Annotated in this window: 26 protein-coding genes and 2 tRNA genes; 13 read left to right on the top strand and 15 right to left on the bottom strand. The window is 57.3% G+C overall.

Annotated features, from left to right (window positions below; translation table 11 throughout):
- Positions 1-3 precede the first annotated feature (3 nt).
- A complete protein-coding gene (gene lpxK / locus P3B99_006985; protein ID WYJ06950.1) occupies positions 4-1,212 on the top strand; it encodes a tetraacyldisaccharide 4'-kinase in 1,209 nt (402 codons plus the stop codon).
- Here the strand turns inward: lpxK and P3B99_006980 are convergent.
- The 3 genes from P3B99_006980 to P3B99_006970 all read right to left on the bottom strand — a co-directional run bounded on the left by P3B99_006980 (position 1,209) and on the right by P3B99_006970 (position 3,745).
- The gene (locus P3B99_006980) at positions 1,209-2,087 is read right to left on the bottom strand and encodes a hypothetical protein (GenBank protein ID WYJ06949.1); all 879 of its coding nucleotides are present in this window, start codon (positions 2,085-2,087) and stop codon (positions 1,209-1,211) included. The two genes, lpxK and P3B99_006980, sit on opposite strands and share 4 nt — an antisense overlap.
- The gene (dnaN, locus tag P3B99_006975) at positions 2,087-3,211 is read right to left on the bottom strand and encodes a DNA polymerase III subunit beta (GenBank protein WYJ06948.1); all 1,125 of its coding nucleotides are present in this window, start codon (positions 3,209-3,211) and stop codon (positions 2,087-2,089) included. Before dnaN ends, P3B99_006980 begins: the two co-directional genes overlap by 1 nt.
- Positions 3,212-3,313: 102 nt before the next feature.
- On the bottom strand, positions 3,314-3,745 hold the full coding sequence (locus tag P3B99_006970) for a phosphoribosyl-AMP cyclohydrolase (protein ID WYJ06947.1): 432 nt from the start codon (positions 3,743-3,745) through the stop codon (positions 3,314-3,316).
- 133 nt (positions 3,746-3,878) lie between these two features.
- Between P3B99_006970 and P3B99_006965 the strand changes: the two genes are divergently transcribed.
- From P3B99_006965 to P3B99_006940, 6 genes are all read left to right on the top strand, one after another.
- Positions 3,879-3,952 (top strand) — tRNA-Val (locus tag P3B99_006965).
- Between the two features lie 201 nt (positions 3,953-4,153).
- Positions 4,154-4,236 (top strand) — tRNA-Leu (locus P3B99_006960).
- 163 nt (positions 4,237-4,399) lie between these two features.
- Positions 4,400-5,548, top strand: coding sequence for a homoserine O-acetyltransferase (locus P3B99_006955; GenBank protein WYJ06946.1), 1,149 nt, complete (start codon positions 4,400-4,402; stop codon positions 5,546-5,548).
- On the top strand, positions 5,535-6,167 hold the full coding sequence (locus P3B99_006950; protein WYJ06945.1) for a methionine biosynthesis protein MetW: 633 nt from the start codon (positions 5,535-5,537) through the stop codon (positions 6,165-6,167). Before P3B99_006955 ends, P3B99_006950 begins: the two co-directional genes overlap by 14 nt.
- Complete coding sequence (locus tag P3B99_006945; GenBank protein WYJ06944.1) at positions 6,164-6,754, top strand: ATP-dependent Clp protease proteolytic subunit; 591 nt, start codon at positions 6,164-6,166, stop codon at positions 6,752-6,754. Before P3B99_006950 ends, P3B99_006945 begins: the two co-directional genes overlap by 4 nt.
- Positions 6,755-6,777: 23 nt before the next feature.
- Positions 6,778-7,215, top strand: a complete 438-nt coding sequence (locus P3B99_006940; protein WYJ06943.1) for a PepSY-like domain-containing protein — start codon at positions 6,778-6,780, stop codon at positions 7,213-7,215.
- A 218-nt stretch (positions 7,216-7,433) separates the two neighbouring features.
- On the opposite strand, the gene P3B99_006935 is transcribed toward P3B99_006940, so the two are convergent.
- The 6 genes from P3B99_006935 to P3B99_006910 all read right to left on the bottom strand — a co-directional run bounded on the left by P3B99_006935 (position 7,434) and on the right by P3B99_006910 (position 11,071).
- Complete coding sequence (locus P3B99_006935) at positions 7,434-7,928, bottom strand: tRNA (cytidine(34)-2'-O)-methyltransferase (protein WYJ06942.1); 495 nt, start codon at positions 7,926-7,928, stop codon at positions 7,434-7,436.
- Positions 7,925-8,401, bottom strand: coding sequence for an SsrA-binding protein SmpB (gene smpB, locus P3B99_006930; GenBank protein WYJ06941.1), 477 nt, complete (start codon positions 8,399-8,401; stop codon positions 7,925-7,927). Before smpB ends, P3B99_006935 begins: the two co-directional genes overlap by 4 nt.
- Positions 8,402-8,476: 75 nt before the next feature.
- On the bottom strand, positions 8,477-8,695 hold the full coding sequence (locus tag P3B99_006925; GenBank protein WYJ06940.1) for a DNA-directed RNA polymerase subunit omega: 219 nt from the start codon (positions 8,693-8,695) through the stop codon (positions 8,477-8,479).
- A gap of 113 nt (positions 8,696-8,808) precedes the next feature.
- Positions 8,809-10,017, bottom strand: coding sequence for an MFS transporter (locus P3B99_006920; protein ID WYJ06939.1), 1,209 nt, complete (start codon positions 10,015-10,017; stop codon positions 8,809-8,811).
- A gap of 209 nt (positions 10,018-10,226) precedes the next feature.
- Entirely contained in the window at positions 10,227-10,532 is a 306-nt protein-coding gene (locus tag P3B99_006915) for a putative quinol monooxygenase (GenBank protein WYJ06938.1), read from the bottom strand.
- Positions 10,529-11,071: an META domain-containing protein gene (locus tag P3B99_006910; protein WYJ06937.1), complete on the bottom strand. Its 543-nt coding sequence runs from the start codon at positions 11,069-11,071 to the stop codon at positions 10,529-10,531. Before P3B99_006910 ends, P3B99_006915 begins: the two co-directional genes overlap by 4 nt.
- 114 nt (positions 11,072-11,185) lie before the next feature.
- Here P3B99_006910 and P3B99_006905 point away from each other — a divergent pair, with 114 nt between their 5' ends.
- Positions 11,186-11,467, top strand: a complete 282-nt coding sequence (locus P3B99_006905; GenBank protein WYJ06936.1) for a DUF1805 domain-containing protein — start codon at positions 11,186-11,188, stop codon at positions 11,465-11,467.
- Positions 11,468-12,108: 641 nt separating this feature from the next.
- On the opposite strand, the gene sppA is transcribed toward P3B99_006905, so the two are convergent.
- A complete protein-coding gene (gene sppA, locus P3B99_006900) occupies positions 12,109-13,872 on the bottom strand; it encodes a signal peptide peptidase SppA (GenBank protein ID WYJ06935.1) in 1,764 nt (587 codons plus the stop codon).
- Entirely contained in the window at positions 13,869-14,369 is a 501-nt protein-coding gene (locus tag P3B99_006895; protein ID WYJ06934.1) for a CinA family protein, read from the bottom strand. Before P3B99_006895 ends, sppA begins: the two co-directional genes overlap by 4 nt.
- Positions 14,370-14,458: 89 nt before the next feature.
- On the opposite strand from P3B99_006895, the gene P3B99_006890 reads away from it, so the two are divergent.
- Positions 14,459-15,994: a YifB family Mg chelatase-like AAA ATPase gene (locus P3B99_006890; protein WYJ06933.1), complete on the top strand. Its 1,536-nt coding sequence runs from the start codon at positions 14,459-14,461 to the stop codon at positions 15,992-15,994.
- The gene (locus tag P3B99_006885) at positions 15,991-17,316 is read left to right on the top strand and encodes an NCS2 family permease (GenBank protein WYJ06932.1); all 1,326 of its coding nucleotides are present in this window, start codon (positions 15,991-15,993) and stop codon (positions 17,314-17,316) included. The genes P3B99_006890 and P3B99_006885 overlap by 4 nt, the downstream gene beginning before the upstream one ends.
- A gap of 48 nt (positions 17,317-17,364) precedes the next feature.
- Here P3B99_006885 and hrpB read toward each other — a convergent pair whose 3' ends face one another.
- The 4 genes from hrpB to P3B99_006865 are packed head-to-tail and all read right to left on the bottom strand — an operon-like array spanning position 17,365 to position 22,407.
- Positions 17,365-19,884, bottom strand: a complete 2,520-nt coding sequence (hrpB, locus tag P3B99_006880) for an ATP-dependent helicase HrpB (protein ID WYJ06931.1) — start codon at positions 19,882-19,884, stop codon at positions 17,365-17,367.
- 31 nt (positions 19,885-19,915) lie between these two features.
- Complete coding sequence (locus tag P3B99_006875; GenBank protein WYJ06930.1) at positions 19,916-20,578, bottom strand: hypothetical protein; 663 nt, start codon at positions 20,576-20,578, stop codon at positions 19,916-19,918.
- 7 nt (positions 20,579-20,585) lie between these two features.
- Positions 20,586-21,074: a phage holin family protein gene (locus tag P3B99_006870; GenBank protein WYJ06929.1), complete on the bottom strand. Its 489-nt coding sequence runs from the start codon at positions 21,072-21,074 to the stop codon at positions 20,586-20,588.
- The gene (locus P3B99_006865; protein WYJ06928.1) at positions 21,052-22,407 is read right to left on the bottom strand and encodes a replication-associated recombination protein A; all 1,356 of its coding nucleotides are present in this window, start codon (positions 22,405-22,407) and stop codon (positions 21,052-21,054) included. The genes P3B99_006870 and P3B99_006865 overlap by 23 nt, the downstream gene beginning before the upstream one ends.
- Positions 22,408-22,504: 97 nt before the next feature.
- On the opposite strand from P3B99_006865, the gene thiD reads away from it, so the two are divergent.
- The 3 genes from thiD to tsaD are packed head-to-tail and all read left to right on the top strand — an operon-like array spanning position 22,505 to position 25,121.
- Positions 22,505-23,302, top strand: coding sequence for a bifunctional hydroxymethylpyrimidine kinase/phosphomethylpyrimidine kinase (gene thiD, locus P3B99_006860; protein ID WYJ06927.1), 798 nt, complete (start codon positions 22,505-22,507; stop codon positions 23,300-23,302).
- Positions 23,299-24,084, top strand: a complete 786-nt coding sequence (radC, locus tag P3B99_006855) for a DNA repair protein RadC (protein WYJ06926.1) — start codon at positions 23,299-23,301, stop codon at positions 24,082-24,084. The genes thiD and radC overlap by 4 nt, the downstream gene beginning before the upstream one ends.
- Positions 24,081-25,121: a tRNA (adenosine(37)-N6)-threonylcarbamoyltransferase complex transferase subunit TsaD gene (gene tsaD / locus P3B99_006850; protein ID WYJ06925.1), complete on the top strand. Its 1,041-nt coding sequence runs from the start codon at positions 24,081-24,083 to the stop codon at positions 25,119-25,121. The genes radC and tsaD overlap by 4 nt, the downstream gene beginning before the upstream one ends.
- Positions 25,122-25,153: the final 32 nt, after the last annotated feature.

The raw sequence follows: 25,153 nt of genomic DNA, 5'->3' as shown, positions 1-25,153 counted from the left end.
CGCATGAAACGCAGGCTGTCGAAGTTCGGCGAGGACTTCGCACACCTGACCGCCGACGTAATCTACGACCGCCGCGAGGGCTTCTGGATTTCCGTCTACGCGGCGGTTCTGAAAACGCTCTCGTTTGTGTTCGAGGCAATCGCGCGGACGCGCTACGCCATGTACGAAAAACGAATCATGCGCGACGCCCCGCTCGGCTGCCTTGTGGTCGTCGTCGGAAATTTGACGGTGGGCGGCACGGGCAAAACGCCGATTGTCGAAAAGTTCGCGCGCTCCCTCAACGAGCGCGGCAGAAAAGTCGCAATTTTAAGCCGCGGCTACAAAAGCAAGTCGGACGGCGCGCTGAAAAAATTCGTCCGATGGCTCACCCACGGCGAAGCCCCCAAGCCGAAAGTGGTCTCCGACGGCAAGCGGATTCTGCTCGACTCCGAATTCGCGGGCGACGAACCCTACATGCTCGCCCGCAACCTCCCCGGGGTAATTGTAATTGTAGACAAAAACCGCGTACGCGCGGGGCACTACGCAATAACGGAATTCGGCGCCGACACCCTCGTGCTCGACGACGGCTTCCAATACCTGCCCCTGCGCGGGCAGCTGCAACTGCTGCTTGTCGACAAGACAAACCCCTTCGGCAATTTCAGCCTGCTCCCGCGCGGAATTTTGCGCGAGCCTGTCTCGCACCTCAAACGCGCGTCGTACATCTTCCTCACAAAATCCGACGGCAGGCGCGACCCGGAATTGGAGCGCACAATACGCAAATACAACCCGTCGGTCGAAATAATCGAATGCGCCCACAGACCGACGTGCCTTGCGGAATTTTCGACGAACGAAAGGGTCGGGCTTGAAATACTTAAAGGCGCGAAAGTCGCGTGTTTTTCGGCAATCGCAGTGCCCGAAGGCTTCGAAAAATTCCTTGTGGAGCTCGGTGGGGAAATCGTCTACAAAAAACGCTTTCTCGACCACCACAGGTTCGACGACGCCGAACTAGACGCGTTTTTCGACGCCGCAAAAAACGCGGGCGCGCAGCTTGCCGTCTGCACCGAAAAGGACGCCGTGCGCATTCGCCCCGACCTGAAAACGGAAATCCCGTTCTACTACACAAAGCTTGAAATAGACATTCTCCGCGGCGAGGAAGACTTCGAGTCCGCCGTCGAGAAAATCTGCTTCCCAAAGCGCGAAAGCGACGACGCCCCGCAAAATTCCGCCGACTAAACGAACGGAATGTACGACATTTTCATCGTCGAAATCCAGATGCGGTATTTTCCCTCGTCCGTGTAGACGCCGTCTTCGTCCCAAGCCGACGGAAGGTTTATCAGACCGCTCTTGATGTTCGCCGCAAGCTCCGCGTCTATCGTGCCGTTGAGGTCGGCAAGCGGGTCTTCCGAAACGGCGACCGCGCTCGAACCGCACGCCGCAAGCCTCTTCAAATGCCTTGCGTAGACCGAAAGCGGATTCGAATCCAGCGGAAAATTCCGCGCGTCGTAGTTTTCGGGATAGTCCAAGCCGTTCGGAATGAAGCGCGACTCGGTGAGCATTACCCGCCCGTCGGCAAGCCGCGATTTCACCGAAGCCATCGCAAACGACGTCCCCCCGAACGGAAACATCACGCACATGCGCGAAAGCCCGTCGGCGGAATCGAAAGTTGTCGCAAAAACCGACACCCCAAGCTCGTCGTCAACGGGCAGCTTGAATTTGCCGCTCTCGCAAAAGCCCGCCGCAAGAATGCGCCCGCGCAGTTTTGCGTGGCGTTCGAGGGTGCTCCACGCGCTTTCGGTAGGCTCGAACTTCGGGAACATTTCGATGTCCTCGTCGGTGTTTTCAAGCGAAATTCCCGCCCAGTAAAACGCCGATTCGAGCAGCAGAAAAAGCAAAACCGAACTCGCCCCCAAGACCCAAACGGGGCGGTCGTCGAGAAAATGCCGCAGGCAGACAAAAACCGCGAGCGAAAAGCACGCCGCGCGAATCCAGCGACGCAAAAGCACAAGCTTTGCCGAGCCGAACCAGCGCGCGTTGACCCCGCCAACGAAAATCATCGCGCCGAAAAGCGCGATGATTGCCAAGTAAACGGGGTTTTCGAATATCCGCATTAGATTCTAAGCGGCATTACGACGCACATAAAGTTGTCGAGCGTCTTGAAAACTCCGGGGCTCATTTCGTCCTTGAATTCGAAGAAAACTTCGTCTTTCGAAATGCTGCCAAGCGGCTGTTTGAGGAATTCGGGGTTGAAGCCGATTTGTACTTCGGGACCCGAATATTCGATTTCGATAGCCTGCTTTGCGTCGCCCTCCGCGCTGCGCGTCGAGATTTCGAGCGAGTTTTCGGACATCGTAAGCTTTACCGAATTCTGCTTGTCGCTCGTGAGAATCGCAACGCGGTTGACGGTTTCGAGCATGAGCTCGCGGTCAACCTTGATTCTGTGCTCCGCCTCTTTGGGAATTACCTGCTTGTAATTCGGGTAGCTGCCCTCCACGATTTTCGAAACGAGGTAGATTGACCCAACAAGCCCGTTTTCGGAGGCGTCGCCGCCGACGTCGATGTCGAACGCAACCTGACGTTCGTTGAAGCTGATTTTTGCGACCTTGCCCTGCGAGAGGAGCTTTTCAAGCTCGCCGACGGTCTTTGCGGGGAGAATGACGTTGCCTTCGTCCTCCTGCTCTATCTTCATGTCGCGCGAGACGAGAGCCATGCGCTTGCCGTCCGTCGCAACGAGAGTGAGCTTTCCTTCGGAGAAGTTGAAATACACGCTGTTTAAGATGTAGCGGTTTTCGTCGGAGCTTTTCGCGTAGGAAACGGAGCGGAGCATGTTAAAAAGCTCCTGCGGGGGAAGCTCGTAGCTGTGCTGGTCTACGAAGCTCGGCAGCGCGGGGAATTCCTCCGCGCGGAGGCCGTTGAGCTTTGTGGAGAAGCCGCCCGACTTCACCTTTGCGGTCTGTCCGTCGTCGCTTTCGAAAGTGATTTCCTGCTGGGGAGCCGCGCCCACAATCTGCGCGAATTTCTTGACGGGAAGCGTAATTTCGCCGCCGTTTTCGACTTCCGCCTTGATTGAGCAGCGAATGCCCAAATCGAGGTTTGTTGTGGTGAGGGTCACTACGTCGCCCTCTGCCTTGATGAGCACGTTGTTGAGAACTGCGTTCGGCGGTTTGGAGCTTACGACGTTTGCGACCTGACGCAAACCCGTCACAAAATGTTCCTTGTTGATTTTGAACTTCATATCTGTTTGGTGGTTGTTTTTGCGGGGCTTAAATCCGAAACGTATCGGACATAAAAACTGCCCCCTTTATAGTATGCAAATGCGGAAAAATCCAGCTAAAATTTATTCCATGCCGTCGAGAAATTCAAGTCCCTGAATCTTGCCGTCGGCGAATTTTATTCTGCGGTAGTAGCAGCCGCGGCGGGGATTGCCGGACTTGTCCTTGGTGTGGCACGAGCCTTTTCCGACCATGCGGACTTTATAGACAACCGAATTCTGCTCGCAGTTCACAAGAACGTCTACGAGTTTGAGGAAGTCGCCGCTGGTTTTGCCCTTAATCCAGAGTTCGTTTCTGGAAGTGCTCCAAAAAGTAGCCATGCCTTCTTTGAATGCCGTTTCGAGGGCGAGCTTGTTGACGTATCCGACGATGAGAACTTCGCCCGTGTCGGCGCATTGCGCGATTGCGGGGATTACGTCCTCGGAGCATTGCGCGATTTTTTTAAGCTTCGTGAAATCGAGCTGCAAATTGAGACCTTCTTCTATTTCTTTACTCATACCCGACGATAATGAGCCGCCGCGCCGCGATTTCAACACAAAAATTTCCGCCCCCGCGCCGAAAAAATGCGCCAAAGCCAATCAAGATACTTGACAAACGCAAAGCCGATGTGAAAGAATGGGCGGATAGTCAGGGGATATAGCTCAGTTGGTTAGAGCATCTGCATCACACGCAGAGGGTCCTCGGTTCGAGTCCGAGTATCCCCATTGCCGCAGTTTTTTTATAATTTCGAACGATACGCCCCAAGACCAAGGGCGTATTTTTTGAAGCAGACAATGCCGAATGTTGCGAAAAGCGGCTTGCGGGCGGACACCGAAGCCCGCGAAACGGCGATTTTTTCGCGATACGGCGTTTACTCCGCAATTTCGGCTACGGGAAAATCCCCGCGACAGGCGGAGGGAAATTTTGCTCAGGTGGCGGAATGGTAGACGCAGCGGACTTAAAATCCGCTGACTTTACGGTCGTACGGGTTCGAGTCCCGTCCTGAGTAGCTTTTGCATGTGCCGCAAGTTGAAGAAATTGCAAGCCGACCTCCGCGAGCTTGCGCAAAAAGGCAAAAAAAGGCGGCTTGCGGAAGCGCAAAATTCGTTCCATAATGTCGATAAATAAGTGTTGAAGCTTTCGAAAAAATCGGAAGTATGTATGGCAATAATATGAACGACTCCGACACAGGCATTCATCGGGAAAAATACGGCGGCGACGTCGGTATTGTCGAATGCGCCGACTTCTTTTGCGACACCCCGCTCGACTTCGAGTTGGGCGGCCAGCTCGACTCGTTCAACGTCCGCTACGAAACCTACGGCAGACTCAACGAGGACAAGTCGAACGCGATTCTCGTGTGCCACGCGCTCACGGGAGACCACCACTGCGCGGGCGTCTATTCGCTGCTCGACAGAAAATCGGGCTGGTGGAACAACATCATAGGCCCGGAAAAGCCGCTCGACACAAACAAATATTTCATCATCTGCTCGAACTGCATAGGCGGCTGCCGCGGCACGACGGGGCCGTCGTCGATAAACCCCCAAACGGGCGAACGCTACAACCTGACATTCCCCGCAATCACAATCCGCGACATGGTCGCGGTGGAGGAGCGGCTTGTGTCGCACTTGGGCATAAAAAAGCTTGCAATGATTATCGGCGGCTCGATGGGCGGCATGCAAACGCTACAATGGGCGATTGACTTTCCCGACCGCATGGAAAAAATCTGCGCCCTCGCCACGACATCGCGCCAAAACGCGCAGGCGATAGCCTTCAACGAAGTCGGGCGTTCGGCGATTATGCAGGACCCCGTCTGGAACGGCGGCAACTACGAGCTTGCCCGCGTGCCCAGCGTAGGGCTTGGAATCGCCCGCATGATGGCGCACATCACCTACCTTTCCGACAAGGGGCTTGACGACAAATTCGGGCGCGAACACAAAAAAATCGCGGGCGACGAAATTTTCAAGCCGTCTTTCGAGATAGAAAACTACCTGCACTATCAAGGGCAAAGCTTCGTCAACAGGTTCGACGCCAACACATACCTCTACTTCACCCGCGCCCTCGACCTCTTCGACCTGCGCACAAACGGCGGAAGCTTGGAGGCGGCGTTTAAAAACGTCGAGGCGCGGACGCTCGTTGTCGGCTTCACGTCTGACTGGCTCTTCCCGCCGAAACAGAACCGCGAGATAGTCAAGGCGCTGCTGCGCATAGGCAAAACGGCGTCATACGCGGAAATCAAGAGCGACTTGGGGCACGACTCGTTCCTGATTCACTCTCCTAAACTTTACAACTTGGTGGAATCGTTTTTGAATGTCGGAGAATAAAAACACAAAATCGCTCTCGAAGCGCAAGATAGAGCTTAAAGCAATCGGCGAATGGATTGCCGACGGCGAACGCGTGCTCGACCTCGGCTGCGGCAGGGGAATCCTGCTGAGCGAACTTGCTCGGAAAAAGAACATCTACGGCGTCGGGGTCGATTCGGATTTCGACAAAATCTCGCGCGCAATAAAGCGCGGCGTCAACGCCTACCACGGAGACATAATGGATTTGCTCTCCGCCTTTGACGACGATTCCTTCGACTGGATTATCTGCTCGCGCACGCTCCCCGAACTCGAAAACGCAAGGGAAGTCGTGTTCGAAGCGTTGAGGGTGGGCAGGCGCGTCGCCGTGGGCTTCGTCAACCACGCCTATTGGCGGAACAGGCTCTACATGGCGCTCACAGGCTCGCGCATAGTAAACGACGTCTTCCCCGAAAGGTGGGACACCGCCCGCCCCATGAATCCCATTTCCATAAATTCGTTTAAAGAATTCTGCAAAGAAAACGATATTACCATAGCGCGTTCCCACTTTCTGAGGGGAGACTGGGAAACGCCATGCGCCCTCCTGCCGAATCTGCTGTCGGGCTACGCGATATTCGAAATTTTAAAAGACAAAAAACAATGAACGAAAAAGAATGCGAAACAAAAAACGACGGGCAGAAAAACCCGCTCGCCAACGAAATCAACAAGCGTTTTCTTGAAGAGCGCAAAATATTCCTTTGGGACGAAGTCAGCGACGAAAGCTCGGCGGACATAGTGCGCAAGCTGCTCTACCTCGACATGCTCGACCACGATAAGGAAATCACCCTCTACATGAGCACCCCCGGCGGCTCAATCAGCGCGGGCATGGCGGTCTACGACACCATGAAACTCATCAAAGCTCCCGTCAAGGTGGTGGTCGTGGGAATCGCCATGAGCATGGGCTCGATACTGCTTTCCGCAGCCCCCAAAGGCAGACGCTTCCTCTTCCCCAGCGCGCGCGTGATGATTCACCAGCCGCTGATTATGGGCGAAATGAGCGGAACGGCGGTAGACATGCACATTCAGGCGATGGAGCTTGAACGCATGCGCGAAGAGCTGAATAAAATCCTCGCCGAAGCGTCGGGACAGCCGCTCGAAAAAATCGCCGCCGACACCGACCGCGACTTCTTCATGACCGCGCAGGAAGCCGTAGACTACGGACTCGCCGACGGAATCATAACCGAACTTTAATTCAAGAAAGGAAAGACACCGCAATGAAAAAGACAACCGCAATTCTGGCAATCGTCCTCGCCGCAGTCTGCGCGAACGCCGAAAAGAAAGTAGTGGCGTTCGGCTCGATACCGCAGGCGGCGCAACAGTTCGCAAACGCAAACTTCAAGGGCAAACAGCTCGCGTCGACGCAGGTCGATACAATGCTCTTCGGCGCAATCACCGAGGGCTATAACATCGTCTATACCGACGGCACGGAAATCGAATTCGACGCCGACGGCAACTGGAAGGAAATCAAGGCGAAGACATCGGCAGTTCCCGCCGACCTCGTGCCCGAAAAAATCAGGCAGTACGTCAAGGAAAACTTCAAGGGACTGCCGATTGTAAAGATTGAAAAAGACGCAAAGGGCTACGAAATCGAGCTGTCGAACGGCAGGGGGCTTAAATTCGACCCCAACTTCATCTTTATCGGCTTGGATTAGCCCGAACACGGCAACGAACCGAACATAGGCGCGTCTCCCCGACGCGCCTTTTTTTGCGCCCGCACTCCGAACGCACAACAAAAAAACCAGCCGTGAATGCGGGCAAAATTGCGAAAATCCGCGCAAAATCGCGCGAGAATGTATGGGCAAATTGCCGCCGCGCGACTCTGGTTTTGCCGAAAAAAATCGGCTGAATTGAAAAAAATGCGAAGCCGAAATCAAACGCCGCCGTTTCCGTGCGTAATTTGCCGCATTGCCTCGTATGCGGCGATTCCTGCGGAGGTTGAAAGGTTCAGCGAGCGCAGTTTGGGCGCGAACTGCGGAATTTTCAGGCGGCGTCCGTCGAGGTCGTCGTGGACGCGCTGCGGGCAGCCGCAATCCTCCGCGCCGAACAGAAGCCCGTCGCCGTGTTCGAATTTTGCGTCCCAAAGGCATTTGTCGCCCTTTGTCGTAAAAAGCCAGATGCGCGACAAATCGGGCGCGAGCGGCGACGCCTTGAAGCTCTCCCAGTCTTTATGGTGCACAACGTCAAGCTCGTACCAATAGTCCATGCCGCTGCGCTTCAATTTGGAGTCCGTAATGATGAAGCCGAGCGGGTGTATCAGGTGCAGGCGCGCGCCGATTATCGAGCACATTCTGCCGATATTCCCCGTGTTTTGCGGGATTTTCGGGTTGTGCAATATTATATGTACGGGCGGATTCTCGCTTTTCATCGGCGTTTGAAGTTCGACATCGCCCGCCGCGCTTCCTTTTGCGCCTCGCTTTTCTTGATTGCCTCGCGCTTGTCGAAGAGTTTTTTGCCCGTGCAGACCGCTATCAGCACCTTTGCGAGCGACTTTTTGAAATAGATTTTAAGCGGGATAATCGCGGTTCCCCCCGAATCGGTCGCCGACTTCAATTTGAGAATCTCCTTTTTGTGGAGGAGCAGTTTGCGCGGGCGGGTCGGATTGTGGTTGTTGATGTTGCCGAAATCGTATTCGGAAATGTGCGCCTGATAGAGAATTGCCTCGCCGTTGTCTACGCGCACAAAGGCGTCGTTTATCTGGGCGTGCGCGCCGCGCAGGCTCTTGATTTCCGTGCCAGAAAGCGCGATGCCCGCCTCGAAAGTTTCGCCTATGAAAAAGTCGCGACTCGCCTTGCGGTTGCGAATCTCTACTGCCTTTCTTTCCGATTCTTTCTTTGCCATGTTGTCCGAACAAAAAACCGCGCCGCAATTTGCAATGCCGCGCGGATTCAGCCGCAATCCGAATGCCGACGAAGCCTATTCTACGGAATCCGTGCGCGGCGAGAAGAGTTCGTAGCTTATATTGCCCCTGATTATTTCAAGCAGCGCAATATCTTCAAGCTCAAGCTTTTCCAACGAATTAACCGTAGGCTCGCTCCCCGCTTTGAGCTGTTTTACGCGGCGCGATACCACATTGATGAGAATGTTGGGGTCGGGAATGATTTTCTGTGCTTCTTTGATGTAATCGTCTCTCAAAGTACTTCTCCTTGTTTTAATGAAAATGCCGAATTTACCAAATCGGGCTGTCAATGCAACAAAAAAAGAGCCTCCCCCAAAAGGAGAAGGCTCTTCTATTCAAAATACGCAAATTACGCCTTTTTCGTGTCGTCCTTGAAGAACAGGTAGAAGAACACGAGCAGCGCGCCCGAAATTGCCGCTTCAACCCAGAAAATCGACTGCCAGCTTGTGCTCGCCTGAACGGCGTCGGCGACGATTGCGTTGCTTGTGTAGTGCGAAATCAGCCATGTCGAGAAGAACGTGCCGAAAATCTGCGCGATGCCGTAGAAGAAGAAGTACAAGCCCTGCGCCTGAGCCTTGATGTCGTCGGACGCCTTTTTGTCGATGTACATCTGCGCGGCTACGAAGAAGAAGCCGAAGATTATGCCGTGAACTGCAATCGCGCCCCAGTAGAGTCCGCCGACTTCGGGCGCGAACGCGCTCATGACGTAGCGAAGGAACATCGCCAAGATGCCCAAGCCCATCGTGTTCTTGAAGCCTATGCATTTAATGGCGACGGGAATGAGAACCATGAAAAGCAGTTCCGAAACCTGACCCACGTTCAACGTGGGCGTAATGTTCTTTACGCCGAGGCTCGCGAGGAACGAACCGTACATCCAGTAAATTGTGAACGCCACCGTCCAGACGATTACGCAAACCATGAAAATCGCAACGTTGCGGTCTTTGAGCATTGCAAACGCGCGAAGTCCGAGCGCGTCGGCAACGGACATCGGTTCACCTTTCGCCTTCGGGGGAGTCGCTGGGAGGAAGAGCGCGAAAACCGCCGCAACCGCCGCAACCGCCGCGCCGCATGCGAGCGGAACCGCCGTGCCGTCGATAACAGCATCGAAGAAGAATTTTGCCCCGAACGCGAAAACCGCCGCGCAAACCCAGCCCAGCGAGCCGAACACGCGGATAAGCGGGAACGCTTCCGGCGTGCTGTTTGCCATGGCAATCGACGACGTAAGACCCCATGTGGGCATGTACGCGCACATCGCCAAAACGAGCCATACGAAAATCATGGTCGGGTTGACCGTAAAATACGCGGCGAGCAGCAAAACCGCCACGAGCGCGTTCAGCACGAACAAAACCTTTTCGCTGTTTGCAACCCTGTCGGCGAACATGCCGACCAGCGGCGAGAAAATCGAGCCGATTGCCATTGTGGACATAATCAGCGCGAACATTATACCTTCGACGTGCATTTTATCGAGATAGCTCGACAGCTGAACCCAGAAGGACGCCACCAGCATGAATTGCAGGAACATCATAATGCTCAATTTAGAGCGGAGTATTAACGACATAATTTTCCTTGTATTGTTTGTTGTTTGGTTGAAATTTTCAAAAACAGCCGGCGGGTATTTGCCGGTTGCGGTTGTGTATTCAAGCCCTTTGCGCGTTTTCCGCAAGCAAAAACGGACGCGCCGAAATCTGCGGTTGCTACGGCAACGGACGAGCTTGGCAAAACGTCGGGCGGCGCGGACGGCGCAATAACTCGATACCGTAGCTCGGCTTAGTGCGAAGCTATTTCGTCAAGCACGCGTATGCCGAGGTATTCCTCGACGACCGTGCCGCGGAAGTCGCGGAACGGCGGCATGTAGGACATTGCTCGGTGCGCGGCGTAGCCTTCGTCGTCGGTGTACTCTTCGAAGAAGTAGAATGTGGCGGGGTTTGTGGCGTCTTGAAGAAGGTCGTAGCGCAGGCATTTTTCTTCAAGCCGCGTTTTTTCCACAACCTCCAACGCGCGTCTCTTAAACTCCTCCGCGGCTTCGGGCTTCACGCGAAGCCCCGCCCAAACTATAATCGTTTTCGGACTCATTGTTTGACTGTGTTGTTGGGGATTTTCCTGAAATCGAGCAGAACGTCCTTGTCGCGCATAAGCCTGAGCTTTTTGCCGTCCGACGAAATCGAGATTCTGTCCGCCTTTTGAAGCGCCTGCATGAATTTATATTCGTACTCGCCGTACGGGCCCATGCGGCGCGTCGAGAACATGTTCGCCGCCCCGAACGAGCCGTTCTGCCCTATTACGAAGCTGCCGCCGAACAGGTTGTTGCCCGACATTCCGCTGACTTTGAGGTCGGGCGCAAAGCGCAGGTAGACGAATTCGTTTTCCGATTTCGGCATTTTGGCTTCGCCCTGCCCCGCCAAAAATACGGGAACCCACGTCGTGTCGGCAAGGTCCGACTTGAACGGCTCGGAGACCGTGCACGCCTCCTCCGCCGCCCTCGCGACCGCCGCCTCGTTCGCCAGCGGCTGCGCCGCGGTCTCCCTCAGCTGCCTAGCAGCCTCCTTCCGTGTTGTCGAATTGCACGCGGTACACAAAACGACGCCCAATGCGAATATTAAAAATCTTTTCATGATTCCTTCCATTTTCCTGTCCGCATGTTGACAGGTTTTTTCCCGAATTCCAACACTATTATTCTTCACACGGAGCGAAAAATATACTTCAATGTCGACAGAATCGATTTTTTTATGGACGAAATCACATTCAACAGAAAAACATACAAAGGCTACACTATCCCCACCACAAACGCCTCGCTTCTTGCGATAACCGCCGCAAACGGCATGCTCGCCTGCGGATACGTCAAGGTCGAAACCGCCGACAAACTCGGCGACGCCCTCGCAATCGTCACCGGCGTGAACTCCTACGACGACATGTTCGCAAAAAATGTCGTCGCCGTCTCAAAAGCCGCCCAAGCCAAAGGCGTCGCAGTAGGCATGACTGGCCGCGAAGCCCTCGAACTCCTCTCCTAGGGCGCGAGCCGCGCCACTCGAAACTTGGGGGCTTGCGCCCCCAGGGGTGGATTTCGCGTTGCGAAATTCTCCACCCACTCCCCCGACGCGAGCCGCGCCACTCGGGCGCAAGGTGCGCCTCCCTACGGAACTTCGTTCCTTTCTGTGGTAATGCGCGGCAAATTACTTGCCGCTTTCCTCTATTAGTCCGTATTGGCTTCGCCAATTACTGGCGTTGGGATTGTCGAACGTTTGCAAGAAATATATATAAAATAGACGCGCGTTGCGCGGATAAACAAAAAGCGGAAATCCGCTAACATGGATTCTCCGCTAACTGATTAGCTCCACTTTTATCCCAGCGCATTTTAAAAATCTTCTGCGCCGTGCGCTGTAATATTAGGCGCGTTAGAGTGCCGTTCAGACGGTGGCTTTCCCGCCGTGTAATTTTAGGGGCGTCAAAGTGCCTGTATAAGGGCGGCTTTACGCGCGGCACAGGGCGCGTAGCATACTTGGCGTATGTAAGCGGTCTGGGACGCGCGTGAAACGCCCTTAGACTGGTGCTTTCACGCCCCGTGTGCGTGGCGTACTTTCGTACGCGAGCGGTCTGCGGGCACAGGGAAACGCCCTTAGGGAAGTGCTTTCACGCGCCGTCTCGCGCCGTGTTATCTGATGTGGAAATCGAGGGGGATCCTTGTGTAGACGGCGGAGCGGCGTTTTGTTTCCGCCAGCTTTTTAAATCTTTCAAGCGTTTTTATCGGCACGGATTTTGCGAACGGCGCGCCGCCCTCCGAAACCATGTCGAGCAAATCGCGCACGGCGTCGCGCTGCGGGCATTCCGCCACGCACGCGCTTTCGCATTTCGACGCCTTTTTTGCGTATTCGACGGCTTCGGAAAGTCCGCCGATTTCGTCCAGAAGCTTCAATTTTTTCGCCGCCGCTCCCGAAAACACGCGGCCGTCGGCGAGCTTCAAAACGGCATCGCGCGGGATTTTCCTCGACGACGAAACGAGCGATACGAATTTCGAATAGACCGTGTCGGTCGCCGCGCGTATCCGCGCAATTTCCGCGTTGGTCGGGCGGCGCGAGAACGTTCCGATGTCCGACATGGGCGCGGTTTTTGCGCCGTCGAAGGTTATGCCGAAATCCGCCGCGAGTTTCTCGGCGGAGAACAAAAGCGAAAACACGCCGATGGACCCCGTAATGCTTTCGGCGTCGGCGTAGATTTTGTTTGCGGCGGTGGAAATCCAGTACGCGCCGCTTGCGGAAATTCCGCCGAACGACGCCACAACGGGCTTGGCCTTTGCGAGCAGTTCGACCTCGCGCCTGATTGATTCCGACTCGTAGGCCGAGCCGCCGCCGCTGTTGACGCGCAAAACCACCGCCTTGACGTTTTCGTCGAAGCGCAATTCGCGCAAGAGCACGCAGTACGTCGCGGCGTCCACGATGTCGTTTGCGGGTTTTGCGGCGGAGATTTCGCCGTTAAGATATACTACCGCCACAACGCCGCCGCAATCGGGGCCGCACTCGGGGAATTCGTAGTCCGCAACGGAAATCTGGGCGAACGAAACCCCGTCCGCGCCTACTTTTTCGGAAATGTAGTCTATAACTTCGTCGCGGTATGCGAGCCTGTCCACAAGCCGCGCCGCCAGCGCGTCGGCGGCGGAGAGCACCGCCTTTTTTTCGGCGACGCCAGCAAGCGCGGCGGCGGAAATCTTGCGCGATTTTGCGACGCTTTCGAGGACGGAATTCCACACGGAATCGAGAAGCCCCGCGTAGTTTTCGCGCACGGGTTCGGACATTTTGTCGGAGGTGAACATTTCGCCGAAGCTTTTGAGCGCGCCGACTTTCACGACCTCGACTTCGACGCCGTATTTTTTCAGCGCGTTGCCGAAGAACGCCGCGTTGCCGCCCAAGCCCTTGAATTCGAGTTCGGAGAACGGGTTGAGGAAGACGGTGGTCGCCGCGCTTGCGAGGAAATAGTCGCGCGTGGACGGATTTTCGAGGTACGCGACAACCTCCTTGCCCGACTCCGCGTACTTGCGCAAAGCCGCGCGAAGCTCGGCAATCTGCGCGTATGAGACGTCCTCGGCGGCACAGTCGAAAGAACCCGAAATGAAAACCAGCTTATTCGAGTCGTCCCGCGCCGCAGCCTCTATTTTTGAGCAAATGGAAAGCACGCTCGACGCCGCCCCGCCGCGTTTGAGGTTCGAGAGCGCGTCGGTGGGCGGCGCAAACTCGCACACGGAGTCGGAGAGGTTGAGGACAATCGCCGCGTTGTCGAAAGTTCCCGACGGCGCAAGACCGAGCTGCGCCATCAAAAACGCGAAAATCGCCGCGACCGCAAACGCGGGCACAATCAGAAAGAAAACCGCAAGCGAAAGCAGGTTCGCCGCAAGGCTGCCGAGAAACGATATGATATACTTCATGAAATTTTGTCCAATTTTGACAGAATAAGATTGAGCGCGGAGAGAGCCGCCGCCTTTCGGTTTTCGGCGCGTCCGCGCGAAACGTCGAGCGACAGCGCGAGCCTGTCGAAGCCTCCGCGCAGGAAAAGCGAGATGAACACGCGCCCCGCGAGCGCCGCGGGCTTGCCGCCCACGTTGGAGTCGAGAAAGCCCGTCGCGGAAACGGCGATGTCGGCGCGGAACGCGCGCGCGGCGCATTCCGCCATTTCGTCGGCGCACTGGGGGCTTTCGGCGAAATATTTTTCGACGGTTTCGCGGCGAACGCCGAGCACGTTCTCCTTTGCGGCGTCGCAGTAGACCACCGACGAGCCGAGAAAAAACCCGCTCGCATGCGGCACCGAAACTATCGACGACGCAACAAGACCGCCCGTGCACGACTCCGCCGCGCAGACGGTCAAGCCCGCCCGCGTACATTTTTCGAGAAGCCTTTGCGCTGCGTTTTGCAATTCGGAATCCATACGCGCAAAACTACCCCCGCGGCGGCGGCTTTCAAGTATAAATTGACAATTCGAAATATTGAAATTATAACGCGGATAAATTTTTTCACATGCTTTCCAAAGTAAATTCAGGCGCGTTGATAGGGGTGGAGGCTCTGCCCGTGGAGGTCGAAGTAAATTCGGGCGAGCGCGGAGAGCCGCGAACGTTCGTGGTGGGGCTGCCCGACGCCGCCGTAAAGGAGTCGGTAAACAGGGTTTCGTCGGCGATGGCAAACAGCGGTTTTGCGATGCCCATGACGAAGATGACGGTAAACCTCGCGCCGGGGGACATCAAAAAGGAGGGTCCCATTTACGACCTCCCGATTTCGCTGGGAATCCTCGCCTCCACGGGGGTTGTGGACGACGCAAAGCTGCGCGAGTTCGTCGTCGCGGGAGAGCTTAGCCTTTCGGGAGACCTCCGCGCGATTTGCGGCGGGGTGTCGCTCGCGCTTTTGGCAAGGTCGAAGAAAATGCGCGGCGTGATTCTTCCGCCCGACTCCGCCGCGGAGGCCGCGCTCGTGGAGGGAATAGAAGTCTACACGGCGAAGAACCTGCGCGAGCTTGTCGATTTCCTCAACGGCAACGCCCAACTCAAACCCGTCCGCGCGGAGGACTCTCCGTTCCGCCGCGAATTTGACGACTCCGCCATGCCCGACTTCCGCGACGTCAAGGGACAGCAGGCTGTGCGCCGCGCCGTGGAAGTCGCCGTCGCAGGCGGGCACAACATTCTGATGGTCGGCCCTCCCGGTTCGGGGAAGAGCATGATAGCAAAGCGGATTCCGTCAATCATGCCCGCGCCGACGCTCGAAGAATTTCTCGAAATCCTCGGAATATACTCGGCGGCGGGGCTTACGCAGTCGGGCGAAAACAAGTGCTTCCGGCGTCCGTTCCGCGCCCCGCACCACACGATAAGCCGCGTCGGGCTTGCGGGCGGCGGGCCAAACCCGAAGCCTGGGGAGGTCTCGCTTGCGCACAACGGGGTGCTGTTTCTCGATGAGCTTCCCGAATTCGGGAGCATTCTCGACAACCTCCGCCAGCCCATCGAGGACGGGAAAATCACGATTTCCCGCGCGGCGGGCAAAACCACGCTCCCGTGCAAATTCATGCTCGTTGCGGCGATGAACCCGTGCAAATGCGGATACCTCGGCGACCCGCGCCACAAGTGCAGGTGCTCGCCGCGCCAAATTCAGGACTACCGCGCAAGGCTCTCGGGCCCGCTGCTCGACAGAATCGACATTCACGTTGAGGCGTCCGCCCTGCCCGTAGACGAGCTACGCTCGAAGGGCGAGGGAGAGCCGTCGGCGGAAATCCGCAAGAGGGTCGCGGCGGCGCGGAGGATTCAGGCGGAGCGTTTTGCGGGAAGCCGCAGGCCGTCGAAAATCAACGCGTCGATGGACGCCGCCGACATTCGCAAATACTGCGCCCTCGACGACGAACAGGCGTCGATTCTCTCGGCGGCAATGGAAGAGCTTAACCTGTCGGCGAGGGCGTGGGACAGAATACTGAAAGTCTCGCGCACAATCGCCGACCTCGACTCGTCCGAAAAAATCCAAACCCACCACCTTTTCGAGGCAATCAACTACCGCTCCCTCGACAGAACCGCATGACAACCCCTGCCGAAAAATTCTTCAAACTCCGCGACCGCAAAACGACGCTTCCGCGCGAAATCGCGGCGGGCTTTACGACATTCGCGACGATGTCGTACATACTCGCGGTAAACCCCGCGATTCTCGGTCTTGCGGGCATGGACAAGGCGGCGCTCGTCACGGTGACCGCGCTCGCGACCGCATTCGGCTGCGTCGTGATGGCGCTGCTCACAAACATGCCAATCGCAGTAGCCCCCGCGATGGGCTCGAACACGTATTTTGCGGTTCTCGTTTGCGTTGGAATGGGAATGGACTGGCGCGAGGCCCTCGCGCTCGTGTTCTACAACGGGCTTTTCTTCCTGCTGATTTCGATTACGGGCGTGCGCGAGAAAATCATAGCGGGCGTTCCACGCGCGCTTCAAATAGGCTTGCAGGCTGGGATAGGAATGTTCATCGCGTTCTTCGGGCTGAAAAGCGCGGGAATAATAGTTGGCAACCCGAACACGCTTGTGACGGCGGGAGACATCACCTCTCCCGAATGCCTTTTCGCGCTCTGCGGAATCGCGCTGGTTTCGATTCTTACATGCAAAAAATTCAGACCCGCGATAATCTCTACAATCGCGCTCATGACGCTTGTGGCGTTCTTTGCGACGGACTCGCAGGGGCGCAAAATGGCGCAGATTCCCGACGCAATATTCTCGCTCCCGCACGGAATTTCCGAAACTTTCATGCAGCTCGACTGGGCGTATCCGTTCCGCGACTTCCGCCGCGCAATGCCCGTAATCCTCATGCTGCTTTTCCTCGACCTCTTCGACACAATCGCGACGGTCGTCGCGCTGGGACGCCGCTCCGGAATGATGTCGGAGGACGGGCATATGAAAAACATAGGGCGCGCGCTCGTAGCCGACGCAACCGCGACAATCGGCGGCGCGATGCTGGGAACTTCCACGACGGGCGCGTATGTCGAGTCCGCCGCGGGCATAGAGGCGGGCGGGCGCACGGGAATTGTGCCGCTTGTCGTAGCCGCGCTCTTCCTGCTTTCGCTGTTCATATCGCCGCTCATAAACGCAATCCCCGCCGCGGCGACCGCCCCCGCGCTCGTGCTCGTTGGAATCATGATGATGCAGGGGCTAAAAGACCTGAAATTCGACGACCTCGACGAAGTTATCCCCACGTTTTTTTGCATGATGATAATGGCGTTGACCTTTAAAATTTCGGAGGGCTTCGCGTTCGGAATCATAGCCTACACGCTCATTCTTGTGGCGAAAAAACGCGCAGGGGAAATACGCAGAACCACGTGGCTGATATTCGTGGTCATGTGCCTGTTTGTCGCGCTCTCGTAGCCCATTCCGCGCCGAAATTTTGGCGGAAACCCGCATGCGCCGAAATGCTCAGTGGGGGTCGTCGGGCTTAAAATGCTTGGGGTAGCGGGCTTTCAGCTCCTTTTTGACGGCAGCCCACGAAGTCTGCCAAAACTCCTCCAAGTTCTGCGTAGTCTGCACTGGACGCCCGCTCGGTGCGAGAAGCTCGAAAGTGGGCTTTATTTTGCCGTCGCAGATTTTGATTTTCTTGGGGTCGAAATCGAAGAAATCCCTGAAAAACGACGACACCGTCGCGCGGCGCGCGGACGCGTCGTAGCGTATCTGGCACGGCCTTTTTCTGCGCGGAAATTCGACGGTCTTCGGGACGAGGTATTTCAGCAGCGCAAGCTGTCCCGCCGAAAGCCAGTCGCGCAGGGCGGCGTGGACGTCGGCGTTTTTGACCTCCGCGTAGGACGTAAGCCCGCAGCACATCTGCAAAATTATCTCCGACTTCGCCGCGTCGTCTATCGGCGCGATTCCGCTTTCGGGGCAGACCGCCGCCGCAAAATTCACGCGCTCAATGAACTCCTCCGCGCCCTCGTCCATGTTTTTGAGGCGCAGACGCCCCGACTCTATTTCCCCGCGCAGAATCTTCGCCGCGGCGTCCGCGTCGACGCGCCCGCACGACGATTCCGACAAAACCAAGTCGCGAAATTTCACGGAAGACGACGACACCACGCGCTTGTGGATTTCGTCGAATTTCGTTTCCACAGTCTCGGAAAAATCGTCGGGGAAAAGCTCGGCGAGAAGCCCGCGCGAAACCGGCACGACAGACGACGCCATTATCGAAACTCCCCCCGCGACGTTGCGCTCGCTCATGTCGAGGGCGACGAACACGTCGGAGGCGTACGCGCGGCTTTCCCTGCAAATTTCGCCTCGCCTGCCGCCCGAAAACCTGCACGCGAGAGTGCCCTTGTTGAGGCGCACGCCAACCATGTCGGAGAACGCGCCGAGCACGCATTTGGCGATTTCGAAATCGCCCGCGCCGTCGGGATTTTCGAACCTGCGGGCGAGCCGCGCCAAGTCGGAGGCCACGTAAAAAGCCTTGCGGGCGTTCGCGGAGTGGATTCCGAGCCGCCTGCAAAAATCCTCCGCAAAGGAGTTTTCCTTTGCGATTTCGCAAAGCCGCGCGTTTTCCTCGGGCTCGCTTTTTGCGTCGCCCACAAGCGCGTCGCGCTCCGCCTCGGCGAACGCGTCGGAAAGCTGAATCTTCACGCGCCCGACGTCCGTAAGAGCCGCGATGAGCGCGGTTTTGCGCAGGCAGTTCGAGCGCGCGCCGTCAATCAAAAGCTTTGCGTAGCGCGGCTCGGTCGGGAACGACGCCATGTCGCGGCCGAGCTTTGTAATGCGCCCGAGCGAGTCGGTTGCGCCGAGTGTTTTGAGCGTCGCCGCCGCGCGGATTAGCGACTCCGTCGGCGGTTTTTCGAAGAGGTCGAGGGAGTCGAGCGAGACGCCCGCCGCCGAAAGCCAGAGCAGAATCTGCGAGATGTCGAGCCGCGAGATTTCCGACGGCGTGTATTTTTCGAAATACTCCTCGTCTCCCTTCCGCCAAAGCTTGACGACGCGCCCAGCCGCCGTTCTGCCCGCGCGCCCCGCCCGCTGCGTCGCGCTCGCAAGGCTTATGCGCTCGCACAGCAGGGTGTTGACGCCCCTGTTCGGGTCGAACCGCGCCACGCGCGCAAGCCCCGAATCTATGACGAAGCGCACGCCCTCTATCGTAAGCGATGTCTCGGCGACGTTTGTCGCCACAATCACCTTGCGCCTGCCCGTGTCGGCGAGGATTCTGTCCTGCCGTTCGGGCGGCAAATCGCCGTGGAGCGCGAACACGTCAAAGCCCTTCGAGCGCGGGCTTGCCGAAATTTTCGCGACGGTCTTGTTTATCTCGTAAACCCCCGGCATGAAAATAAGAAAACTGCCGTCGGACTCCTCCCGCGCAAGCCTGTCGAACTCGCGGGCGGCGCAGTCCCAAATTTTGGAGTCCCTGTCCTTCGGCGGCGCGTATTCGGTCTCGACGGGGAAAAGCCGCGTGCCGCACTCGAATTTTTCCGCGCCTCCCAAATACGCGGAAATCGCGTCGGAATCCATCGAGGCGGAGCAGACCGCTATCGCCAAGTCGGGGCGCAGGTTTTTCTGCGTTCTCAGCGCGAGCGCAAGCGACACGTCGGCGTAGATGTTGCGCTCGTGGAATTCGTCGAAAAACACGGCGGAAACGCCCCGCAATTCGGGGTCCGAAAGCAGCATTCGAGCGAGAATGCCCTCGGTGAGGAAGACGATTTTCGTGTCGTCGCCGTAGTGTTTGTCGAACCTGACGTGCCAGCCGACGGAATCGCCCATGCCGAAAATCGACGAAACGCCCTTTGCGAGCATTCGCGCCGCCACGCGCCGAGGCTGCAAGACAAGCACGCGCCCGCCGAGGCTTTCGAGAAGCATTACGGGCAGGCGCGTTGATTTGCCCGAACCCGTCGGCGCGGACACGACAAGCCTTCGCCCGCCCCGCGCAAGCGCGGCTTGGAGGGCGGGTTTCAGCGAATCTACGGGAAGCTCGCGCATGGTGGCGGACGCGTTGAAAGCGGGAAACGAATCAGTCCTGCATTTTGGAGGTCGGGAACTCGAACTTTGCGTTGCGCGAAGTTCTGACCTTGTTTGCCGAGTACGCGGACGCGCTGCGCACAAGCACAGAGTCAATCTCCATGATTCCCGTGAACACGGGCAGCGATACGAATTTCTCGCCGCGCGAGTCTATGCGAAGCCCGTCGGGCGAGTTCGAGAAAGTGTCGGTCTGCACGTCGTAGAGGAAAAAGCCGTAGTACGGAACCCAGATTACCCTGTTGTCTTCGACGATTCCCGAATAGGGCACGACCAAGTCGTCGGCGGTTTTAATGTCGAGGCGCAGTTTGCCGTTTTCGACGTACATGTAGCAGCGGGTCGGGACTGTCGCGCCCGCGCCCATGAGCTTGCCGCTTCCGACGAGTTTGAGCATCGAAACGTCGCGCGACGGGTAGTAGTTCTGCTCCACGACCGCCGTCGCGACCTGCCTGTCGCCGACGGAAATCGACTGCGTTCCGCCCCAACTGCCCGAATACGCTTCGAGAGCCTGCTCGGGCGAGAAGAATACGACGTCCGCAAACACCTGCGAGAACGCCGAATATTTTGTTTTCGGAGCGTCGCCGAACGACTGCGCCCAAAGCCCCGACGCGCACGCGCACGCCGCCAATACCGTAAAAAATGCCGATTTTCCGAACATGGTTTTATTAGACATCGATAACGTCGTCGTTATCCGACTTTTCGGGGTCTTTTTTGTTCTGCACAAAAGTGCGCACCGTTATGCGCTCGCTCCGCGCAAGCGCAAACCCCCACGAGAGCACGGACACGAGAAACGAAGCCCACAACGCCGCCCAGTACGAGCCTACTATTATGTCGTCGCCGGGGATAAGCCGCGCGGCGAAATATATGATGAACGCGTTGATGAAAAGCATTCCGACGCCGATTGTAAAAATTATAAACGGCAGCGCAAAAAGCACGAGCACGGGTTTGAGAATCCAGTTCAGAAACCATATGAGCACCACAAGCAGCCCGAACGCGAGAATGTTGTGGAACTGAATCGACGGCGTCGTAAGCCACGCCAGCGACAGCCCCGCCGCGTTGAGCAGGCAGGTGCGCCAGAAGTTAAGCTCCACCCTTCTTGTTATCCGCATTGTGGAGGTTTGGGGTTCTCCGCTATCGTTTAGATTTTCCCGCATTTTGTATCCTTCGTTTTATTTCGCGAAAGCCTTGCAGGCGTTCGGCGATTTGTTTTTCGGAACCGTAGTTTGTAGGGTTGTACAATTTTACGTTTTTTTCAAGATAATCCTGCCCGCTGATGAAATCGGGGCAGTCGTGGTTGTAGACGTATTCTGCGCCGTTGCCGAACTTGCGGTTCGTCGAAGTGTGGGCGTCGCGCAAATGGAGCGGAACGGGCTGAACGGGCTTGTTTTTGACCTCCGCCTTTGCGGCGAAAAGCGCGTTCGTTGCGGAATTGCTCTTGGGGGCGGTCGCCAGAAAAAGCGTGGCGTGGGCAAGGTTAAGCTCGCATTCGGGCTGCCCCACGCGCTCGCATGCGTCGAACGCCGCGTTTGCGACAAGAATTCCGCGCGAGTCCGCAAGACCTACGTCTTCGCTCGCCAAAATCAGCAGCCTGCGGGCGATAAACCGCGGGTCTTCGCCGCCGACGAGCATTTTTGCAAGCCAGTACATCGCCGCGTCGGGGTCGCAACCGCGGACGCTTTTGATGAACGCCGAAATCGTGTCGTAGTGCTCGTCTTCGTCGGCGTCGTAGCGCACGCGCCGCTCCTTCGCGAAAACCTCGATGTCCGGCTCGCCTATCGTTCCGCGCCCGCCGACGGCAAACGCTATCGTTTCGAGCGCGTTGAGGGCGCGGCGTAGGTCGCCGTCGCAAACGGACGCTATGCCCGAAAGCACCGAATCTTCGGCGGAAATCTCCATTTCGCCCAGCCCCCTCGCGCGGTCGGAAAGCGCGCGGCGGAGCACCGCCACGATGTCGTCCAAGCCGAGCGGATCGAGCTTGAACAGGTGGCTACGCGAAAGCAGCGGCGCGTTGATGTAAAAGCCGGGGTTTTGGGTTGTCGCGCCGATAAGCCTCACGTTGCCCTCCTCCACGTCGGGCAGAAGAAGGTCTTGCTGCGACTTGTTGAAGCGGTGGATTTCGTCGATGAAAAGAATCGTGCGCTCGCGCCTGCGGTAGCGGGCTTCGGAGAGAATGTCGCGCAGCTGCGCAACGTTCGAAAGCACCGCGTTTATTTTCACGAAGCGCGATTTCGTCTCCCGCGCTATGACCCCCGCAAGGGTCGTTTTTCCGCAGCCGGGCGGCCCGTAGAAAATCAGCGAGCCGAAATTGTCCGACTCTATCAGCCGCGGCAACAGGCAGCCTTTGCCAAGTATGTGCGCGTGCCCCACGACCTCCGACAGCGCGCGCGGACGCATGCGCACCGCAAGCGGCGCGGACACGGGCACGGAGTCCTCCGCAGCTTTTTCGGCGGGGGTGTCGAAGGGCAGGTCTATTGAGTTGTCCGGCATATCGGCGATTTGCGGGCGGAGCTGTTTCCGCCCTTTCTTAAATGTATCAAAGCATTCTTGAAAAAATTGTCAAACAATGCAATATTGCGGAATAAAAATGTCAAAGGAAAGAACAAAACACGCGTGCGCGTTGAGCGTGGCGGGAAGCGATTCGGGCGGCGGCGCGGGAATACAGGCCGATTTGCTGACCTTTGCCGCAAACGGCGTCTACGGCTGCACGGCAATAGCCGCGCTTACCGCGCAGAACCCCGGCGGCGTCTACGCCGCAAGCTCGCCCGACGCCCCCATGCTCCGCGCCCAGCTCGACGCCGTTTGCCGCTTTTACAAACCGCAGGCGGCGAAAACGGGCATGCTTTTCGACGCCGATATAGTTGCGACAGCCGCCGACTTCTTTTCCGAACACCCCGAAATTTCGCTCGTGGCCGACCCCGTGATGATTTCCACAAGCGGCGCAAAACTGCTTAAAGACGACGCGGTGAAATCGCTGAAAAAACGGCTTCTGCCGATTGCGGCGCTCATTACCCCGAACCTCGACGAGGGCGCGGCTCTGCTCGGCGCGGGGAAAATCGCAAACGCCGCCGACGCCGCGCGGAAGCTCCGCGACATGTTCGGAACTTCCGTTTTGCTCAAAGGCGGACACGGCGCGGGCGACGACATCTCCGACATTCTCGCAAGCGTCGGCGGCGAAACTATCGAGATAAAATCCAAACGCGTCTCTGGCGTGAACACCCACGGAAGCGGCTGCACCCTGAGCGCGGCGATTGCCGCAAATTTGGCGAAGGGAGAAAGCCTCGCCGACGCCTGCAAAAACGCGCAGAAATACATACTCGCCTGCATGAAAAATCCGCTTGAAACGGCGGGCGGAAAATTTATAAACCATTTCCCCGAATCATGACGAACGCCGAAAAAAACGAAGACTTCGCCTCGAAGGACGGACACCGCCAGCGGCTGCGCTCGCGCTACGCGGCGGGCGGAATAGCGTCGCTTGCCGACTACGAGCGCGTGGAGCTGCTTCTCACATACTTCGTGCCGCGAATAGACGTAAAGCCCGTGGCGAAATCGCTCCTGCACAAATTCGGCAACATACGCGGAATCATAGACGCGCCCGTCGAGGAACTCCGCGCTGAAAAGGGGATAGGCGAATCCTCCGCGCTCGGAATTTCGCTCCTCAAAAACCTCATCACGCTCTACCACGAAAACGAGCTTGAATCGCCGACCGACGAAATCGGGACAATCGCAAAGCTCGTAAAATATTTCAAATCGAAAATCGCCTCCGAGCCGTCCGAAGTCTTCGAGCTTGTATGCTTCGACGCAAAGCTAAAAATTATCCCGAACGGCTCGGTCAGGATTTTCGAGGGAAGCGTGTCGTCAACGAGCATCGACGTGCGCAAAATCATAGAAACCGCAATCAAGCACGGCGCGGCGAGCATCGCCGTAGCCCACAACCACCCGAGCGGAGACCCCACGCCGTCGCTCGAAGACATACGCCTTACAATGCGCCTTTCGGAGGCGTGCAAGCCGATACACCTGAGCCTTATCGAGCACGTCGTGGTCGGCAAAAAAGCGTGCTTCTCGTTCAGGCGCGACGGACGCTTCGACTGCCTCTACGACGAATCGCTCATGGAGGGCCGCCTGCGCGGCGCGTGCAAAGAGCCGAAACGGAGGGCGGCAAAATGAGGATTTTGGGAATAGAAAGCTCCTGCGACGAATCGGCGGTCGCCATTTTCGACCCGAAAATCGGCGTGCTCGAAAGCCTGATTCACTCGCAGATAGACCTGCACGCGCTCTACGGGGGCGTCGTGCCCGACTTGGCAAGCTCGGAGCACCTAAAAAAACTGCCCGCGCTGATTTCGAAAATCTCGAAGTCGGAGCACTTCAAGGGCGTGGACATGATTGCCGCGACGTCGGGGCCGGGGCTTCCGAACTGCCTTGCCATGGGCGTCGCCTGCGCGTCCGCGGCGGCGGCGATGCTTAAAATTCCGCTTTTCGGCGCAAACCACCTGCGCGGGCACGCGTATTCGCCGTTCATACCCGTCCACGCGCAGGACCCCGAAAATTTCGGGAAAAACCTCGCCGACCTCCTGCCCCACTTGGGGCTTACGGTGTCGGGCGGCAACACGGTGCTGTTCGAGCTTGACGAAAACAAAAAAATGCGCGTCCTCGCCGAAACCGTTGACGACGCCGCGGGAGAGGCTCTCGACAAGGGCGCAAAACTGCTCGGCATGCCCTACCCCGGAGCGCCGATTTTGGAGAAAACCGCACACGGAGGGAAAATAGACAAAACGCTCTTCCCCTACGGGCAGAACAGGAAGATTGAAGACGACCCCGATTTCAGCTTTTCGGGGCTGAAAACAAGTCTGCGCTACCACCTGCAAAAACTTTCGCCCGAAGAAATCGGGCTTCGCAAGCCCGACATCTGCGCAAGCTACCAGTTCGCGGTCGTCGAGCAGCTGAAACGCCGCGCCGACTTCTTCGCAAAACGCGGGAACTACGCAAGCGTGGGAATTTCGGGCGGAGTGTCGAACAACGGCGCGTTCGTGGAGGCGTTCGAAAAGCTCGCAAAAACGCGCGGGGCAAAGTTCCTCGTCGCCCCCCGCGAATACAGGGGCGACAACGCCGCAATGATTGCCTTCTCCGCGTTCTTCGACCCGTCCACGCTCGCCGAAAGCGAAAACGGCGCGCTTAAAATAGAATCCTCGCGCGAAATGGCGTAGTCCATTTTGCTCGACACGCCCAGCAAAAATTT

It is taken from the genome of Opitutia bacterium KCR 482 (genome assembly GCA_029269845.2).
Classification (GTDB): Bacteria; Verrucomicrobiota; Verrucomicrobiia; order Opitutales; family Intestinicryptomonadaceae; genus Merdousia.
Note: the sequence above shows the minus strand (reverse complement) of the source record. Positions and strands in the feature narration are given on the sequence as shown.